General features: G+C 38.8%; 19 protein-coding genes. 13 read left to right on the forward strand and 6 right to left on the reverse strand.

Translation table 11 applies throughout. From position 1 onward, the window contains the following. The first annotated feature begins 217 nt into the window (after positions 1–217). From A7P55_RS09875 to A7P55_RS09885, 3 genes are all read left to right on the forward strand, one after another. Positions 218–1,234: an AraC family transcriptional regulator gene (locus tag A7P55_RS09875; RefSeq protein WP_171551962.1), complete on the forward strand. Its 1,017-nt coding sequence runs from the start codon at positions 218–220 to the stop codon at positions 1,232–1,234. A gap of 552 nt (positions 1,235–1,786) precedes the next feature. Next, the gene (locus A7P55_RS09880; RefSeq protein ID WP_171551963.1) at positions 1,787–4,129 is read left to right on the forward strand and encodes a TonB-dependent hemoglobin/transferrin/lactoferrin family receptor; all 2,343 of its coding nucleotides are present in this window, start codon (positions 1,787–1,789) and stop codon (positions 4,127–4,129) included. A 226-nt stretch (positions 4,130–4,355) separates the two neighbouring features. Continuing rightward, on the forward strand, positions 4,356–4,643 hold the full coding sequence (locus A7P55_RS09885; RefSeq protein WP_171551964.1) for a hypothetical protein: 288 nt from the start codon (positions 4,356–4,358) through the stop codon (positions 4,641–4,643). A gap of 65 nt (positions 4,644–4,708) precedes the next feature. Here the strand turns inward: A7P55_RS09885 and A7P55_RS09890 are convergent, their stop codons facing one another. Further along, positions 4,709–5,635 (reverse strand): LysR substrate-binding domain-containing protein, encoded by a 927-nt coding sequence (locus tag A7P55_RS09890; protein WP_171551965.1) that lies wholly within the window; start codon positions 5,633–5,635, stop codon positions 4,709–4,711. Positions 5,636–5,753: 118 nt separating this feature from the next. Between A7P55_RS09890 and A7P55_RS09895 the strand changes: the two genes are divergently transcribed. The 4 genes from A7P55_RS09895 to A7P55_RS09910 all read left to right on the forward strand — a co-directional run bounded on the left by A7P55_RS09895 (position 5,754) and on the right by A7P55_RS09910 (position 9,027). Further along, the gene (locus tag A7P55_RS09895; RefSeq protein WP_171551966.1) at positions 5,754–6,734 is read left to right on the forward strand and encodes an MBL fold metallo-hydrolase; all 981 of its coding nucleotides are present in this window, start codon (positions 5,754–5,756) and stop codon (positions 6,732–6,734) included. 157 nt (positions 6,735–6,891) lie between these two features. After that, positions 6,892–7,797: a LysR family transcriptional regulator gene (locus tag A7P55_RS09900; RefSeq protein ID WP_171551967.1), complete on the forward strand. Its 906-nt coding sequence runs from the start codon at positions 6,892–6,894 to the stop codon at positions 7,795–7,797. 139 nt (positions 7,798–7,936) lie between these two features. Then, entirely contained in the window at positions 7,937–8,266 is a 330-nt protein-coding gene (locus A7P55_RS09905; protein WP_171551968.1) for a hypothetical protein, read from the forward strand. Positions 8,267–8,397: 131 nt separating this feature from the next. After that, positions 8,398–9,027 carry a class I SAM-dependent methyltransferase gene (locus A7P55_RS09910; RefSeq protein WP_171551969.1) on the forward strand — a complete coding sequence of 210 codons (630 nt, stop codon included), beginning with the start codon at positions 8,398–8,400 and terminating at the stop codon, positions 9,025–9,027. A gap of 33 nt (positions 9,028–9,060) precedes the next feature. Here A7P55_RS09910 and A7P55_RS09915 read toward each other — a convergent pair whose 3' ends face one another. Continuing rightward, entirely contained in the window at positions 9,061–9,996 is a 936-nt protein-coding gene (locus tag A7P55_RS09915) for an alpha/beta hydrolase (RefSeq protein WP_171551970.1), read from the reverse strand. 19 nt (positions 9,997–10,015) lie between these two features. Beyond that, positions 10,016–10,615 carry a Crp/Fnr family transcriptional regulator gene (locus tag A7P55_RS09920; RefSeq protein ID WP_171551971.1) on the reverse strand — a complete coding sequence of 200 codons (600 nt, stop codon included), beginning with the start codon at positions 10,613–10,615 and terminating at the stop codon, positions 10,016–10,018. A gap of 344 nt (positions 10,616–10,959) precedes the next feature. On the opposite strand from A7P55_RS09920, the gene A7P55_RS09925 reads away from it, so the two are divergent. Then, positions 10,960–11,187: a hypothetical protein gene (locus A7P55_RS09925; protein WP_171551972.1), complete on the forward strand. Its 228-nt coding sequence runs from the start codon at positions 10,960–10,962 to the stop codon at positions 11,185–11,187. Between the two features lie 187 nt (positions 11,188–11,374). Here the strand turns inward: A7P55_RS09925 and A7P55_RS09930 are convergent, their stop codons facing one another. Further along, the gene (locus A7P55_RS09930) at positions 11,375–11,605 is read right to left on the reverse strand and encodes a hypothetical protein (RefSeq protein ID WP_004652770.1); all 231 of its coding nucleotides are present in this window, start codon (positions 11,603–11,605) and stop codon (positions 11,375–11,377) included. A 293-nt stretch (positions 11,606–11,898) separates the two neighbouring features. On the opposite strand from A7P55_RS09930, the gene umuD reads away from it, so the two are divergent. Both umuD and A7P55_RS09940 read left to right on the forward strand, forming a co-directional pair. Next, complete coding sequence (gene umuD / locus A7P55_RS09935; protein WP_171551973.1) at positions 11,899–12,510, forward strand: translesion error-prone DNA polymerase V autoproteolytic subunit; 612 nt, start codon at positions 11,899–11,901, stop codon at positions 12,508–12,510. A gap of 4 nt (positions 12,511–12,514) precedes the next feature. After that, complete coding sequence (locus A7P55_RS09940) at positions 12,515–13,813, forward strand: Y-family DNA polymerase (protein WP_171551974.1); 1,299 nt, start codon at positions 12,515–12,517, stop codon at positions 13,811–13,813. A gap of 149 nt (positions 13,814–13,962) precedes the next feature. On the opposite strand, the gene A7P55_RS09945 is transcribed toward A7P55_RS09940, so the two are convergent. Beyond that, complete coding sequence (locus A7P55_RS09945) at positions 13,963–14,886, reverse strand: LysR family transcriptional regulator (RefSeq protein ID WP_171551975.1); 924 nt, start codon at positions 14,884–14,886, stop codon at positions 13,963–13,965. Between the two features lie 98 nt (positions 14,887–14,984). On the opposite strand from A7P55_RS09945, the gene A7P55_RS09950 reads away from it, so the two are divergent. Next, the gene (locus A7P55_RS09950) at positions 14,985–15,581 is read left to right on the forward strand and encodes an NAD(P)H-dependent oxidoreductase (RefSeq protein ID WP_171551976.1); all 597 of its coding nucleotides are present in this window, start codon (positions 14,985–14,987) and stop codon (positions 15,579–15,581) included. 160 nt (positions 15,582–15,741) lie between these two features. Here the strand turns inward: A7P55_RS09950 and A7P55_RS09955 are convergent, their stop codons facing one another. Next, complete coding sequence (locus A7P55_RS09955; protein WP_171551977.1) at positions 15,742–16,842, reverse strand: MBL fold metallo-hydrolase; 1,101 nt, start codon at positions 16,840–16,842, stop codon at positions 15,742–15,744. 261 nt (positions 16,843–17,103) lie between these two features. Here A7P55_RS09955 and A7P55_RS09960 point away from each other — a divergent pair, with 261 nt between their 5' ends. Together A7P55_RS09960 and A7P55_RS09965 are read left to right on the forward strand one after the other, a co-directional pair. Further along, positions 17,104–17,751 carry a hypothetical protein gene (locus A7P55_RS09960; RefSeq protein WP_171551978.1) on the forward strand — a complete coding sequence of 216 codons (648 nt, stop codon included), beginning with the start codon at positions 17,104–17,106 and terminating at the stop codon, positions 17,749–17,751. Positions 17,752–17,767: 16 nt separating this feature from the next. Beyond that, a complete protein-coding gene (locus A7P55_RS09965; RefSeq protein WP_171551979.1) occupies positions 17,768–18,733 on the forward strand; it encodes a D-glycerate dehydrogenase in 966 nt (321 codons plus the stop codon). Positions 18,734–18,797: the final 64 nt, after the last annotated feature.

Below are 18,797 nucleotides of genomic sequence, written 5' to 3' on the forward strand. Positions count from 1 at the left end.
TACAAATGATAATTTTTTTCTTGAATTTTAAAGTAGATTTTTAGAATTATCTGTGACTAATATCACAAAAAATGGATTTTTTTGCCGTATTTGTAAGAAAAATGGAAAACTAGATTATCGTTAACTTTTAAGATTGATTAAATAATGTACTTACACTGCTAGTTTTTTTGATTCCTTCTCTGATGTGCGGTTTTAGATATGATATGAGTGGGTAGAAATGGTTTTGAGTAATCCTAATCAAGTTAAATTAGTATCTAGTTCGATGCTTAATTTATTGATTTATTTTTGTGTAAAAAATAACCTTAAAAATGCAAAATATTTGAGTGATTATAAAACGAACGAGCTAATTCCAATTGGGGAATGGACAGAACTGTTGGAGGAAATAAACCAGAAAAAACCCAAACCAACACTTGGATTAGAAATATCAAGTTATGTTCAGCCTAAGCATTTGGGTATTTTGGGTTATATCGCTTCCTCTTGTGAAAATCTATTAGAGGTATTAAATCTTTATATAAAATATCAAAGGCTTTTTTGTGAAACAAAACCTGCGAAGATGTCTATTTCTGATCAATTTATTGTGATTAGTTGGGGAGTCGATCCTTATCTAAAGAATAATCAGTTAGTCGATGAGTTACTGATGGGGATACTTTATACATTTCTAGGAAAGTTGGTACATCCCAATAAAATAGAGGTATGCAAAGTCACATTTAGCTCAGAGAAAACAAAGTTTCTTTATAATTATGAGAGTTTTTTCGGATGTCCTGTTGAGTTCGAAGGTGAAGATGTTGAAATATATATTACGATGGCAAGTCTTGATTTGACCGTATCAAATGCTGATCCAGTATTGAATGATATTTTAATTAAGCAAGCAAATTTATTGCTATCAAAGCGTCCAAAGCTTGATGTTTTTGATGAGCTCATTCATAAAACAATTATCCAAGCTGTGCATAAAGGAAATATCAGTGTGGATTATGTTGCAAATAAATTAGGCTTACCATCTCGCATATTTCAACTGAAATTAAAACAACAAGGATATACTTTTAAAGAAAGACTAAATCAAGTTCGTAGAGACTTAGCTTTTGATTATCTTGCAGATCTTAATCTTAGTATTCTAGATATTTCGATGTTATTGGCATATCAAGAGCAAACATCATTTATTCGTGCATTTAAAAGTTGGACAGGGATGAGTCCTTTACAGTATCGCAAGAAAATAATTTTAAATCATCGCTCTTAATTTTAGTTTATGGATTTATACTGTGATAGAAGTTTAATTTATTGGGCTTAATTTTATATTTTTAAAATTTAAGCCCTGTATTAAAAGTCTTTACTAAAATTGGTTTGAATATATTGCTACTGCTATTTATAAAAATAAATCATGATTGCTGATCAAAACTAAATCGTGGGGCTCAAAATAAAGTGTTATATCGATCAGCACGACAGAGAGAATAGCCTGATTCAACATTGGTCATGGCCTGGGATTTAGTGCTCTTTGAAAAATATGTAACAATCCATTTACAAATACCTAAATGTAAATGATAATTACTATTGTTTGTGCTGTTTTGTTGAATTAATGATCGTTATTTCTTTTGTAGTCTCTCCAGTGCTATTGACTCAAAATCTGTCCTTTAATCATCGTGATAAGGGCTTTATAAATGGTTTAGTCAATCTCTTACAGTAAAATGGTAATACATCGCATGTGTTTATGAGGTGTGCTGTATTGCTTTGATTTCGATTTTTGTTATGGCCTATTTAGGCTTATGGTTCGTGTTAATTCTTAGTGTCCTTTATGTCTAAATCTCTCTCGTCTCAAATGATTATCAAACCACATGTATTGGCAGCTGCAATCTCATTATCAATGGGGCTTATGTCACAAGCATTTGCAGATAGCAGTGCAATATCAACAAATGCAGTGCTAAAAACGCCTGCAAGTGCGACTTTGGTGAATGCGAATGCTTTGAACCAAATTTATCAAATGACACCAATTGTTGTACAGGCGGATAAGGAAGATACCATCCAGTTTGGGCAAAGTGTCTTAAATCAAAAAGCCATTGACCGTTATCAGGCCAACAATGTTGCACAATTGCTGGACCACATGCCGAGTGTGGGGTCAGCAGGTTCACCGCGACCAGGTGGGCAAACCATTAATATCCTCGGTATGGGAGGTGTTGAGGATGTTCCGATTACCTTAGATGACTCGGTCAAAAGTTTTGATAAATATCGACAAGGTTCAGTTTTTATTGAACCCGAACTGTTAAAAAAAATTACGGTCGATAAAGGTCCACATAATGTTGAGGTTGGAAATGGTGGTTTTGGAGGGAAAGTCACCTTAGAAACCAAAGATGCCACTGATTTATTGATAGATGATAAAACTATCGGTGCTTTTTTGAAATATTCGCGATTTTCCAATAATTCACAAAATACCTATACAGGTGCAGTGTATGGAAAGAGTGAAAACGGTACTGTTGATGGGATGTTCTACTATACCAATCGAGATAGTGGCGATGTTAAACGACCTGATGGCAGCAAGTTTTTGTATTCTGCCCAGCAGCAGGATACTTATTTAGCCAAACTTAATTTTCATCCGACAGACAGCCAAAAAATTAGTTTGAATGCGATGCAAAGTGGGCATAAAGGCTGGGAACCTTTTGCAGCAATGCGGGATCAAGATGCTGTTCCAACAGAAGCAGATATTCAAAAATATGGATATGAGGAAGCATGGAAACGGCGTTTGGTCTATCGCGATCAAAATGACAGTAGCTATTCAGTTGGATATGAATTAAACCCTGAATCAAACCCTTATATAAATTTAAAGGCAACAGCATCTTATTCAAAGACCGATCAACATGATCAAAGATTACCGAGTGTGGTTGGATCAGCGGCAACATTGGGCAATGAAAGTTGGGTAACTTATACCAATACTGCGTTTAAGCTCAGTAATATCAGTGATATTACAACTGACTATGGCACACATAAATTAAAAGTTGGGGCACAATATCAAAAGATGGAGCAGAACTCGCTCATTTACGATAAGAACAATGCCAAAAAACCAGACTATAATTTTGGTTATTATGAGCCAAATTATATGCCTTCAGGCAAACAGCAAATGCTCAGTGCATTTGTAGAAGATCAATACCAGATTCATAATTTCACCATTACCCCATCGCTTCGCTATGACCATATTACCAATACAGGCAATCCAAACCGAGCATCACGTTATAATGATCCAAGTGCAGGGCATGATTATTCGAGCAAGACCTATACAGGCTGGTCGCCACGTTTAGCCTTGGCGTGGAAGCAAGCCGATTATCTCACTTGGTTTGCCAATATCAGTAAAACATGGCGTGCCCCTCGTGTTGACGAGCAATATTATGTGCAATCGGCAATAACCTCTGTGCCATCAACCAGTCGTTATTTATTGCCTGAAAAGATGCTGGCAATCCGTCTGGGCAATGAGATGAATTTTGATGATATCTTTGCAGAACAGGACCATGTGCAAGTCCGGTTGACCTATCATCATAATCGGGGTGGTGATGAAATTTTCCGCAACCGATCAACCTTCTGTAAGGAACAAGCGGAAAATAATGCCAATGGTGGAAATGGCAGCATTAATGACTGTAATGGAAACTATAAGCATGGCTTTTATCGTAATGTCACTGACTATACCATCAAAGCCTATGAGGCCGAGATTTTCTACAATCAGCCAACTTGGTTCACAGGTTTAACCTATTCTTATATCCGTGGGCAACGTGATAATTCACCGGTAAATCCATGGTTTGAACAAAAAACATGGATGACGGATATCCCTCCGAAAAAAGCAACAGCAACCTTAGGTGTGAATGTGCCTGAACATCATTTAACGATGGGCTGGCGAGGGATCTTTGTTGCTAAACAGGACCGTAGCCTGTCTGATAACGATAAATCGATTGCAGCATCCTCTTTTTCTTTACCCAAAACCAAGGGCTATTCACTGCATGGTGTTTATGCGGATTGGCAACCTGTTGGAGAAAAAGGTCCTACTTTAAATTTCTCAATCGACAATCTGTTTAATCGAGACTATAAAATGTATTTAGGTGAATATATGACTGGTACAGGTCGTGATTATAAGCTCAGTATTTCGCAGAGATTCTAGTGATTGTGATGCGCTGTATTTCAAATAAACTTTAGCTTTTATCCAGCAGATACAGATGTGACGAGTACTCTGAGCATCTGTACCGATACCTAATAGAAGATAACCATGTCCTAATATGCTTAAATATTTAAATTTTCACTAAATGATAATTTTTTAATGCTTTGATGTTAATTTTTCAGTGAATGCTTTTTATACAATAAAGGGAGCTTTTTGCAGAGCATTGATAATGAAAAAATGGATTTGCTTGACCTGTGGAAAGTACAAAAAAATTGACCCAGATAATTTGAAAACAGGCCAAATTGTTTTCTTTTATCAGTTTAAAATTGATGCAGAAGAAATTCAGAAAATAATAAAACACGGCATTATCTTAAAACGGAAAAACAAAATTTTAACCATATTAGATGAAGGAGAAATTTTCTACTTGCTTGATCGGGATGTATATCCGATCGATGCACCGGTTGACTTTATTTATAATATGTTCGGAAAATGTAGCTGTTCCCTATATGACGAATAAGAATAATAGTAATTTGATATTAAATAACATTATTCGGGATGACTGGGTTCAAAAAAAGGAATCACTTAGTCGCTTAATGCTAGATGTAGTTTGTGCCGTAATCGCGGAATTGAAAAATCTAAAAACAGTTTGGTTGTGAGTAATACATTTTGTCGAGTTGGAATAAGTGCATTCAAAAGAGATGCTTGAGGGAACCATGTTGAATGAGCATCAAATACATTGACAAATTGGCCAGATTTTAACTCATCAATACATAAATATAGAGGCAGAACTGCAACCCCCATGTCTTGTTGTACCACTGATTTAAGCACAGACATATTGCCACAGCGAATATAAGGTTCCAGTTGCACTATATTCAGGTCATTATTTGGGTTTAAGAATACTTTAGATACCATGCTGTTTTGAACCTCAAGTGCGATAAAGTTTAAGTCCTTGAGTTGCTCTGGATGCTGAATAGGTTTTTTACCATTCATATAGTGCTGACTTGCAACCAGCACCATTGCTAAATCACAGACTGGGCGAATAATCAGACTAGAGTCATTCAGCAGTTTGGAGGAAATCCTGAAAACTAGATCGACTTGTGCGCTGATCAAATCAATATTGTGGTCTGATGTATTGATGATCAGACGTACTTTTGGATATTCATGCAGGAATAAATCCAGAATAGGCAGCAATGCTTCTTGGGCAAAGGTTGAAGAGCAACCGATTCTTAATGTGCCTTTAGGCTCGCCTGTTAGATCAGTTGCAACAGCATAAGCATTTTGTGCTGCCTGTTTTAATGCTTTTGCATGAATATAAACTTCTTCACCAGCTGGTGTAAGCGCAACATTCCTTGTATTTCGATGTAATAGACGAACCCCAATTCTATTTTCAAGGTCAGCAATATGTCGACTGAGTTTTGAGCGCTGTAAGCCCAGATTACGTGCCGCAGCAGAAAAACCAGCGTGTTCGACAACTTCAGCAAATAACAACAGATCATCCAATTTTTGCATGACGCACTAGGCCTGTATTGTTGCCAATTTTAGGACAGTATATTGTGATTTTTGCGGGTTTTGTCAGGGGGCGGAACTTGTTAGATTGATCTCCGTGAAATCAAGGCAGGTCTTATCGATGGGCACATTTAAAAATCAAAGGATTAGCGCATTTTGGGGCAATAAATTTTTTGTAGCATTATTGCTGTCATTGCCTCTGAGTTCTGCTTTCGCAAAAGATAATGGAATTTCTGTAGATCATTCGCTGTATCAGAACCGTCCTGTGCTAACTGATTTTACAGCAGCCTCGTGTCCAGATAATCCAAGAAGTTTAGTCCAAGTCAAAGGTAATCTATATCGACATACCACGGGCGCAGGCTTAGCCGTACATAGCGGTTTGGTTTTGATCACTAAAGAAGGTGCTTTGGTGATTGATCCAGCGATGACCTGCACATCGACATGGCTAAAAGATGAAATAAAGAAACGTTTTGATGTGCCTGTAAAATATGTGGTCTATACCCATGCACATGCGGACCATATTAGTGGTGGACAGATATTTAAAGCGGATGGTGCAACCATTGTTGCTAATCAACGTAGTCTTGAACCGATCGTGGGGGAAAAGTTAGCCACAGCATTACCAGATCGCGTTTTTGATCAGGACATGAAGATTAGCCTAGGGGGCGAAGAGGTTTTATTACATTACGTTGCACCAAGCCATTCAGACAGTATGGTCATGGTACTGTTTCCAAAATACAAAGCGTTGCAGTGTACCGATGTGTGTGAAAGTAAAAGCATGCCATACAATGATTTCTTAGATTTTTATTACACTGGCTGGATTGATACCTTGGATTGGGTGATCAAGCAAGATGTCGATTTTATTGATGTTGGGCATTATAGCCCTGCCACACGTGAAGATCAGATCGCATTGCGTCAGTATATTGTCGATTTGCATCAACAAGTTTTGGATTTGGTTCGTGCAGGCCAGTCGTGGGATCAACTCTATCGTAATGTCAAATTCAGCTCCGAAGTTCAGAACTGGATTGGTTTCAGTACGATGAAAATACCGAATATTCAAGGCATGTATCGTTGGGTAACCAATCATCGTCGAGGGAACTGGTAGCCCATATGGCTAGATAAAATAAGGGCTTTTCTGTTGAAGCAGGAGTTTGTATCGAGTCTGATGATTTGGTATGAATGAGCAAATTCATGTGGTGCATTATACTGAAATGTAAAGCCAGTGATGGAATTGATTTTGAGCGCGTCTGAACAACAGATGAATGAGTGTTAAAGTGTTAGAAATTAAAGATTTAGAAACGTTTATATATGCTGTTGAAAACTCTTCTTTAACTGTAACTTCAGAAAAACTTGGTATTGATCAATCCACTGTAACCAAACGCATCAATAATATTGAGAAAAAGCTAAAAGGAAAGCTATTCAATCGTAAAAGCCGACCTTTACAACTCACCCATTTGGGAGAGAAAGTCTACTTTAAAGGTCGCTATATCCTCGAGCAAATGGAACAATTAGAGTATTTTCATCAGCAAGAGGTCCTTACAAATCAAGAAAAAATCAACATCGGTGTTCCAATTACCTTGGTGGATGATCTCTCAGAGTATATTTATGAAAGGTATAAGCACGACCATTATTTAACTAGTGTTGAAATACAAAGCGGTTGGGGGCGAAGTCTGATTCAGCAAGTCGCGGAGAGTGAGTTGCCGCTTGCAATTGTAATGATTCCTTCCAATCTTAATCTTTCTAGCCATTTATTTTTCTTGAATATTGGGACTTTACCTTTAGTTGTGGTTTCAGTCAGAAGTGGCGTTAAAGAACATACCAGTTTGGAGCGATGCAGTCGGAAAGGTTGGGTGATCCACCCTGAAGGATGTTGCTTTAGAGAGTGCTTAAATAAAGAACTAAAAGAACGAAAGTTGTTCCTATATGCAAATAAAGAAATTTTTGGGATAGAACCGCAGTTACACAGTATTTTAAATGGAGATGGTTTGGGAATTTTCCCAAAGCCTTTTATTGATCAGCACCCTGCATTTAACTCGGATCTCGAAATTGTGGCGGTCGAAGATTTTAATGTCAGTTTAAACGTAGGGATTGTTTATGCTGATCGAAGCTATTTAAATGAGGTGAATTATTTTGCAAAAATCCTCAGAGAACGCTATTTTTGCGAATAAGTTGGGATATGAATTGAATCCTTTATATCGAGCAGAACAACGTCATTTTTATACAGCTTTATGGAAAATTTAAATCTCCAAATTCAAACTAACATGCTAATATAACGCATTAAAATTAGAAAACAGCTAGGGCATAAGCATGAGAAGAATACTATGTTTGATGTCGGTTCTGATTGTATCAACGGTCATTTGTGCAGCTGAAATGCCAGTAGACATGAACGAAGAACAAAGCCTTTCAAAAAATCCCTTAACAGAAAAACGTGAGAATTCCCTGATTAAGCAGTCGACCAAAAAAGCGGATATTGATGAAGAAGTTGATACTCAGGCCTTAAAACTAGGTGGAATACATCGTCGAGAAGAAGCAAGACAATACCTTGAGCTAAAAAATGAAATGGAAAAAAGTCGAGAACAGTCGGACGATAATACTAAAAATAAAAAACAGACACCTAATGAGATGACACAGAAGTAGATTTTGTTTGATGTCTTGGGACAAATTAATTCGGTAGCTATCACTCTGTTTGCGCCAGTGCCATAATCACAAGATAATTTTTCATTGTGCTGATGATGGAGTGTCCGATCAGTGCTGAGAAGGACACTCAAATGAGCAGAAATTACTGGGAAGATGTCTATCAATTGAAGCAGGCTGATCAAGTCAGTTGGTATCAGCAACAAGATCATAAAACACTAGCGCTGATCCAATCTCAGAATCTATCCCCTGATGCAAAAATTATTGATGTTGGAAGCGGTGCATCACTGCTCATTGATCAGCTGATCGAGTCGGGTTATAAAAATCTGCATGTGCTTGATCTATCTGAAACCGCATTGAAGACAACTCAAGCAAGATTAATAGAGAAGAATTTAGAGAGTAGTCAAATTCATTGGTTGGTTGCAGATGTTTGTACAGTTGAACTTGCGCCTCAGTTTTTTGATGTATGGCACGATCGAGCAGTATTTCATTTTATGGTGACAGAAGAGCACCAAGCGCAATATCTAAAAAATGTACGGCATGCCTTGAAGCAAAATGGATTTTTGATGATTTCTTCCTTTGCCGAAGATGGCCCAACACAGTGTAGTGGCTTGCCTGTAGAGCGTTATAGTGTGGAAAAGTTAGCACAGAGACTTGGCGAGGACTTTAGGCTAATTCATTACGAAAGCTCAATTCATTTAACACCTTGGGATACCAAGCAAAAATTTATTCATACAATGTGGCTGTTTAAAGAACAGAAGTAAATAGAAAGTAATTTGAGCTGTTAGCCGTTGTATTTATTTATAAGCAAACTCTTGGTTACTCGTTTGCTTTCGACTATGGTCTAACCATTTTCCAGCCTCGATTAATGCGTTTCTACTCTCTGGAACAAATGGAATTTGTGGCCATGCATGCCACATTCCGGTCCAAATCGATAAGGTGACCGAAACATCAACAGCCTTCGCTCTTTTTGCAAATTCACGACTATCATCAAGTAAAACCTCCCGAGAACCGACTTGTACCAGTAGCGGTGGAAGACCTGTAAAATCAGCATACAACGGTGATAATAATGGATCATTCCGGATATGGTCTTTGGCATAATGTCTTGCAAAATCCCGTTCCAAAAAATAGGTGCCCAGAAACGGATCGCGTTTGTCTTGTCTGGCATGACTCAATGAGCTTAAGGTCAAGTCTAACCACGGGGATTGTAAGTAGATTTTTTTAGGCATGTTGAGTTGTTTATCTCTCAGGATAATACTCAATGCTAAGGCCAAGTTTCCACCTGCGGAGTCTCCAGCAAGTAAAATTTCATGCGCTGGAAATTTGTCGGATAAACTTTGCCATGCCAACAAGACATCTTCTAGTGCTGCTGGGTAGGGATGTTCTGGAGCTAAACGATAATCTGGTAAATAGGCAAGTTCTGCTTTGGCAAGTTTGCACAAGGTCCCGACGTAGGCACGATAACTGTGTGGGCTACCGATGACGAAACCACCGCCATGAATATAAAATAAAATGCGGCCTTTGACTTTATTCGTCGATTGATTATGGATGCTAAGAATAGGCAAGTTTTCGATATGGCTATGTTCAAAGCTCAACTGACTGGGTATCGGAACAATGCTGGTACCTTGTTCGAAGATTCTCCGCATCAATTTGGTATTATTGGGATGCAATAACAGTAATTTTTTTTGCCAGCCAAATAATGTGATCGCGGTATATGCTCTTAAACTCACCATGCTTTAAGCCCCAAATAGATTAGTCCGAAAATTTCTTTTTGATTCGTGATAGTGACTCTGCTTCTATCCCTAAATACGAGGCCAAATGATATTGAGCCACTTGGTCGACAAGCCACGGTTCATTCGCCAGCACCCAGTGATATCTCTGTTCTGCATTGGCCGTGAGCAGCATTGCTTCCCGTTGTTCATTACGTATAAATAATTCTTTTGCGACTCGACCAATAAATAGTTCAACTTCTGTCGGATACTTTTCTCTTAATGATTCAATCAGCTCAAGGGGGATTTTATAAAGTCGGACATCACCTAATGCCTGAATGCTAAAAGGAAGCGTCTGACAGGTTAAGTATGCACTTAATGAACCAATGAGTTGACCCTGAGTAAAGAAGGCTTTATTTCGTTCTTTACCATCCAACATTGTGTAGTAGTAGCGGACTATCCCTGAGGTAATGATGCTGAATCCATCGACATTCTTACCCGCATAGGCAATCAACTCTCCATCACTAAATTCCTGGTATTCAAGGCAATGAATGACATGGCTCAATAATTCTTGATTGGATATAAGGTATTTGAAAATGGTATTACTCACAATTTCAATATCCTGATGTCTTCGTGTCGTCATAGCGGACCTAGTACTGGATAAGTGCTGGAATTCTAATGTGCTCATTTTGATATGAGCATCTTGTAAATGGCTGAAAATTTCATTGATAAATGTTAAGCAGCTCATTAATTTCAGATGCCTAGTAAAGAAGCCCTGACGAATTATTTTGATACGTTTTTCAGTAAACTGTAACTGCTTGGTTAAATAAATATTAACGAAATTTATAAATTAAAAGTTAATTTCAATGGTTTAGCAATTTAAAAAATAAAAAGATAATACTTATAATTCTTGTTACAACGATTTTATCGACAAGTTATTGAAAATTTCCCATAGTCCTATGAACTATACATATTAGGAGAACTGTTATGGATAAGATTACAGTCATCGTCAAGGACCAAGAAGAAAATGAATCGATTGTCGTTGCACAGCTGAATGATTTAGAAGACCGTGATATTCCTTTTTTTAAACGGGTTGAACATATTGAAGTAGAAGGAAATATCATTTTTCCAAATATTGACTTATTGTTTGAGAGTGATATCGATGGAAAAATCTATAAGTTGGTTGCACCTGTAAATGACAAAAGATTTATCTGAATTTAAACCGATGATTCAACCTTAAAAAAGACCCACTGATGCGATTACAATCGGTGGGTTTTTATTTGAGAGTATTAAAATAATGTACAAGTTGAAGCGTATTTAAGTTGAAAATAAAGAGCTTGTTAAGTGAGATCATGTACAAGCTCTTTTTATAGTCGGGTCATACTGAATCGATATATTTTTATCAATGAATTGGGTTAAGCCCTTTAACAATGTCATTAAACTCTGAACCATTGAGCCAAAAAGATTTCTTTAAAAAAAGTGTGGTCATAATACTTTCTGCGGCTTCACTATTTTGGTTGTCACAAAATAGTCCGTAGCTATCACCTAACACAGTATTGTTCTCGATTAGCCGAATAAAGAAAGCATGTTGTTCGTCAGCATAACCAAGAATAGCATCACGTCGATTGTTCATTTTTCATGTCTCCACATCAAAAATATTTGAATAAAACCTAACTGCTGAGAGATCAAATAGATTAATGAATTAGATCAATGGCTTAACATTTTTAAATTGATCAAAAATACAATAAGTCATTCATTTGAAACATTAATTTTAGTTTGTCTTATACATCCTTGTCTAAGTGAAACAAGCTAAAATCTGATCTATGGATTTATTGTTATGCAAAATTAATTGTACGTCAACTTGAATTTGTAACTTTTTCAAGTTAAATTATTTGAAAGTATTTTAAGCTTGGGTAGGGGGAAGTTATGTCCAAAAAAACTGAATTTGAGCATGGAGGGGCAAGAACCAATGCTGGGCGGAAGGCACAGTTCACTGAGCCAACCAAAGTCATCCGTGTTCCTGAATCTCAAGTTGATTTCATCAAAAATTGGTTACTGAATAATGTCAAAACGGGGACTCAAACTGATTTGACTGCATCAATGAAAATACAGAATGTCCAAGCCAAGAATGATCGACTTTATCATATTCCACTGGCAACAGAACGTGTAGCCGCTGGTTTTCCGTCGCCTGCCCAAGACCATGTTGAACAAGCTTTAGATTTAAATGAATTTTTAATTCGTAACGAAAATTCTACTTTTATTGTGAAAGCTAATTCTTTGTCGATGTTAGATGCGGGCATTGATATTGATGATCCTCTGGTGGTTGATCGTAGTCTTCCTGCCAAATCAGGGGATATTGTGATTGCCTTGATTGACAATGATTTTACCGTGAAGCGTTTAATGGTTGATCACCATTTCAGCCCGCCTAAAGTGTGGTTGAAAGCTGAGAATCCGGATTACCAGAATATTTATATTAGCGAGGGCCAAGAGTTACTAATCTGGGGCGTTGTGACCTATAACTTGAAACCGATGAGATAAGCCAATGAGTCTACCACAACGTATTTTTGCTTTGATTGATGTGAATAACTGCTATGTCAGTTGTGAGCGCGTGTTTAATCCAAAGCTGGAAAATCGTCCTGTGGTGGTACTGTCCAATAACGATGGTTGTGTGGTTTCTCGTTCCTATGAAGCGAAACAGCTTGGTATTCGGATGGCTGTACCCGTATTTCAGATTGAGGACATTATCCAGCAACATCAGGTTGAAGTTTTTTCCAGTAATTATGCCTTGTATGCGGAAATGTCGCGCCGTTTCATGAATATATTGGGCAGCTTTGTCGATCCATGCGAGCAGGAAGTGTATTCAATAGATGAATGCTTTCTAGAGTTAACTGCCTACCAACAAAGTTATGACTTGACTGTGTACGCTCATCAGATTTTGGATACCATCAAAAACTGGTTGGGCTTGCCGTGCTGTATAGGCATTGGCTATTCCAAGACTCAGGCAAAACTCGCCAATAATCTCGCTAAGACCCATGCCTGTTTTAATAGTGTATGTAATATCGTTGTGGAAGATCCCTGCGTGATTGAAGATTTGTTGCAGCATATGCCTGTGGGGGAAGTGTGGGGTGTGGGTCGTAAGATTCGACAACGCTTGGAAAAAATGAATGTCTACTCGGTGATGGATTTGCTGCAAGCAGATGCAAAAATGATGGGAAAGTATTTTTCAGTGCTGATGGAAAATACCGTCAAAGAATTACAGGGCATGGCCTGCTTAGAGATTGAGGATGTCGTGACTGATCGACGACAAGTGTTGAGTAGTCGTTCATTTGGCCAGCCGATTCAAAAGAAAAGTGATTTAAGTGGTGCACTGACCGAATTTAGTTTACGTGCCATAGAGCGCTTACGCCATCAGAAATTATTATGTAAGGCGGTTGGGGTAAGTATTCGTACTAACCGCTTTAATAAGGAACAGTATTATCGACCTTATACGGTCGTATATTTGTCTGACTATAGTGATGATCGTTTAGAAATTATCAAGGCGGTACAGCAGGGGCTTGATCGTATCTTTCAGGCTGGACATCGTTACAAAAAAGCGGAAGTGATTTTATTAGACATTATTCCACAGCATAGTCATGCTGTTGATTTATTCCATGATACCGATGAACTGATTGCTCGTCGCAACCTCTCTACAACCTTCGATGGAATTAATGAAAAGTTCGGACGAGACACCATGACGTTGGGGCGATTAATCACACCTCATGGGCGGGCATGGCGTATGACTCAAAATCATAAATCACCGAGTTATTTGACTAACTGGGATCAGGTTTTAAAGATTGGATAATTGGCTATTTGGTGTTAATCATTACTAAACCCTTATTTACTCATTTTTTGCTGCGTGATAAATCTTGAGTTAGATAATTTTTACAGCACAGCTTTAAATCCAATGATGCGCATCAAAGGCAGGCTTAAACCTGCCTTTTTTATTACAAATTAGTATTGTTGAAAATGTGAGGTTTTCAATTGAGGTGATAGCACCGTCACCAATTGATCAATCGCCAAACGTGTTTTTAATGCCATATAAGACAAACTCGGCCAGACCACATGAATCGGGAAGTCGACACTGGAAAACTCGGGTAAGACTTGAACTAAACTGCCATCCTGCAGCTCTTTATGAATGAGCCAGTCAGGGAGCCATGCAATACCATGATGTGACAATACTGTATTTTTAATCGCCAACATATCATTTAACAACAATTTTGCTTGAGGTCTGATGGTGTACAGTTGTTTTTGTTCATCTTGAAGATGCCACTTCGGTGGGGACCCAGAATAAGGATAAGCAATGGCCGTGTGCTGTTGTAGATCATCCAAGTCCTTTATTGTGCCTGATTGCTGTAGATATTCTAGCGTGGCACAGAGTAGCATTCGATGATCGCCTAGCTTTCTCGCAATCAAATGATGGCTATCTGGCAAAGCACCGATACGAATAGCTAAATCAAAACCATCTTCGACCAAATCGACAGTTCGGTCATTAAAAGAGAGTTCTACCTGCAAATCAGCATGCTGTTGTGCCAGTTCAATCATGATTGGGGCAACATAGAGTTGTCCAAACAGAACTGGGGCCGAAATTCTTAATAAGCCCGTTGCACTGATTTTACCCTGATCCAACAAGCTTTCAGCAGCATGGATTTCTGCAATAGCACGCTGACTGTGTTCATAAAACAGGGTACCTTCGGCTGTTAAGCTGAGAGTTCGAGTGGTGCGCTTAAATAAAGTCACGCCCAAACGTTGTTCTAAACGCGCAATGCTCTTACTCACCGCCGAGCGGGTCAGATGTAGTTGTTCAGCAGCATTGCTAAAGCTTCCTGCCTCGACCACAGTCACAAAGATTGAAATCGTACTCAGCTCAGTTTGCATAATTGTAGAATTTGGGGAATCAATTGAATGAAATAGTATCACTACTGGAGATTAAAATGTAATAGTAAGATAGCTCTATCAAGATATGGAGAACAAACATGGCGAAAGTGTTGGTATTGAAATCAAGCATAATGGGTGATCAATCACAGACTAGCCGTTTGATCGATGCATTTTTAAAACAACGTGCAGAAACAGGCTTACAGGATGAAGTGATCATTCGTGATTTAACCATGCTTAACTTACCTGTACTAGATGCTGAGATTTTCCATGCACTGCGTGGTGCGGAGCATGTTTCAGCACCGATACAAAAGATTGTCCAGTTATCGGATGAGTTGATTGCAGAACTTAAAGCAACGGATCTATTGTTAATCGGTGCGCCGATGTACAACCTGAATGTACCAACACAGTTGAAGAACTGGTTCGATTTGGTGGCGCGTGCTCGCCATACTTTTAGATATACCGAAACTTATCCTCAAGGTTTGGTTGAAGGTGTCAAGGCAATCGTGATGAGCAGCCGTGGTGGTATTCACCTTGGGCAGGTGACGGATGCAGTAACGCCTTATCTACAGTCCGTTTTGGGCTTAATGGGCATCCATGACGTGCGCTTCGTTTATGCGGAAGGTCTGGATATGCCTGCTTTAAAGGTGGATGCATTAAAAGATGCGCATCTAAAAGCCCAACAGGTTGCTGTTTAAAAAAATACCCCTTACTACCGACACTTGGTAGGATCGGACACGCAGGGTGCCTGTTTGTCCGATTTTTTATGTTTAAATGACCACTTTCTATCTCGTGATTGTGTTCAGTCAATTAAAAAGCCCCATGGAAATGAGGCTAAACATTGTTGAGAAAGTTTAATTAGCGGATGTTATGCCACCATTGTTTAAAGGGTTGCTGTTCATTATCCAGTTCAACCAACTCGCCAATCATAGGGGTGGCAAGGCGATATTTTCTATTTTTTGAATATTCGACAATACGGGTAATTGGTTCATCCCATGCGTGCTTGGCCAAACTGAATTTTGAATGATGTACAGGAATCATATTGCGTGCATTCAGTTCTTCAGTCGCTTGCGCCACTTCATCCGGATGGCAATGCACAGAACGCCATGCGGCATCGTATTGACCATTTTCCATCAGCGCCCAATCAAAAGGACCGTATTTCTGTCCAATCTCGATAAAGTGTTTGTCATAACCACCATCTCCCGTATAGAAAATCTTTTTATTGGGAGACTGAATCACGAAAGACACCCAAAGATTTTTGCCACCGTCAAAAGCCCGTCGAGAATCGTGATGCGTGGTTTCGGTAATAATGCTAATACCATCATCAAACTCGATTCGATCACCCCAATCTCTTTCGATCAGTTTATCTTTAGGATAACCCCAGTACTCAAAATGTTCGCCCACACCTAGACCAGTAATGACATATTTGACTTTATCCTTGAGTTTGAGCGTCGTTTCATAATCCAGATGGTCATAGTGATCATGCGAAATCAGTAGATAATCAATATTAGGTAACTCTTCAACGGTATAGATATCAGTCCCTTTATAGGCACGGGTGCCCCAAGGGAACGGAGAGGCTTTACCGCTCATGACTGGATCAATCAAAAAGGTTTTACCATGCAGTTGCATGAATACGGATGAGTGTCCAAACCAAATAATGACATCTTGTTTGGGATCGAGGCTGAGCAAATTGGTTTTAATTGAGGGAATCGGATCAATTGGATTGCGATGAGGAATGGTTTTGATAAAGGTTTTGTAGAGTTCTACCGCGATACTTGAACCTTCACTCATTCCAGATTTTTCGATCAGGTTACGGAATTGGCCTTGTCGATAATTGGGAGAGTTCTCGATCAATTGGAGGCGTTTACCAGAAGGGATTTTACCGAATAGGGGTTGTTGGGTATAGATGGCACTGCCAGCAATGAGCAGAACAACAGCGATAGCAAAAAGAATAAGCATAGAGAGCGTCAACCTTTTCATTTGAGCATTCGATACAACAGTAATAAAAACTAAAAGCGACAAAATGATGAAATATTGTCTAAAAGTCGATGAATGAAAACTTGCTTATAGTTATTGAATACTTGCCTAAACCAACGAGAATCGAATTTGTATTGATGTGATTGAGCAAAAGGAAGTCATTTAGCGGGGCTTGGTTTATGCTAGACTATGTATTGTTACAGTGTTGCAAGTCACTGTGAGTCAAGACAACGAGTAGGTAACATGATCGGGCAGCAAAGAAACATATTGGCAACTTTAGGAATAGATGTTTGGATTCCTAGAGAAGTGGTATGTCAAAAAAATACTGCACCGAGCCTCTGGCGAGATCAAGTGGTTGAAGAAACCGCACAGCCGTTGATGCCGATATTAGATGTCGCACCAACGCCACAAGAAATTCAAGTTGCATCGCGACAAACATTAGCGATCGCCGAAAAAGAAGCTCCTCAGCCTAAAGACATTATTGCAAAGCCTGCTGTTAAAGAAGTTGTTGCTGAAAAAGAACAAGTTGTGATTACAGCACAGATTCAAGCATTTGAACTACAAATGTATGTGCTGGAGAACTGCGCCATTTTATTAGCAAGTAGCCAGCTCAGCGATGCTCAACGCCAACTCTGGCAAAATATTCAAAAGGCAAAACTCGGGCAATATGCTGAATTGAAATGGCCATTTCCATTGACTGCATTTCAAGAGAGCAGAGGATTGTCGTCTTATATCCAAGGTTTCCTGGATGCGACAGCAAATAACAAAAAAATATTATGCTTAGGTCAACTAGACTTTATTCAGCATTTCAATATATTACATTTAGCGAGTTTAGAAGAAATGCTGGCTCAACCTGTATTGAAAAAACGGTTGTGGCAGCTCATGCAATAAAAATCGGAATTTAATCATGAAGAAAGTCGTTGTATTCAGCCAAATAGATCAGGACGTGATAGCGCAGTTACAGCAAGATTATCAGGTGGTGGTGCTCAATCCAAAGCTTGGTGATATCAATGAGCAGATTCGAACCGAAGTGGTGGATGCTGATGCCATGATTGGTGCAGGGCGTTTACTCAATGAGAGTAACTTAGCGCCTGCACAAAAACTTAAAATTATTTCGACCGTATCGGTTGGCTACGATAACTATGATGTCGACTATCTCAATCAAAAGAAAATTTGGCTTGCCAATACCCCACACGTACTGACAGAAACAACTGCTGATCTTGCGTTTACTTTATTGCTCAGTGCCGCACGGCAAATTCCTTACTTAGATGCATGGACCAAACAAGGTCAATGGAAACGAACCGTATCGACTGAACAATTTGGTGTGGATATTTTTGGTAAAACCTTGGGTATTATCGGTCTGGGGAATATTGGTGCTGCCATTGCCCGTCGTGGTTTTTATGGTTTCAATATGAATATTTTGTACCATAACCGCCGTGAAAAAATTGAAGTAGCGCAAGCTTTCAATGCACAATATCGCGACTTAGACCAGTTATTGCAACAATCTGATTTTATTGTGGTTGCAGTCGATTTAAATAGTGAATCAAAAGCACTGATTAGTGTAGAACAGTTTGAGTTGATGCAAAAACATGCGGTCTTCGTCAATATTGCACGAGGGTCTGTGGTCGATGAAAATGCTTTAATCGAAGCCTTACAACAACATAAAATTTTTGCTGCGGGATTGGATGTTTATGCCAAAGAACCGTTGCAAAGCTCTCCCTTATTTGAACTGGCAAATGCAGTCACCGTACCACATTTAGGTTCAGCGACAGCTGAAACACGCCAGAAAATGGTGAAGCTGGCTTATCAGAATTTGATTGATGCCTTAGAGGATCGTACACCTCGCTATTTAGTGAATCCGAAGTTTGAATAATTGCTTACAATGCTGACCATTTGATTGCTGCATTATTGTGCGGCTCCATCTTTTTAAGTTGATT

Source organism: Acinetobacter sp. Ac_5812, assembly GCF_013072695.1.
Classification (GTDB): Bacteria; Pseudomonadota; Gammaproteobacteria; order Pseudomonadales; family Moraxellaceae; genus Acinetobacter.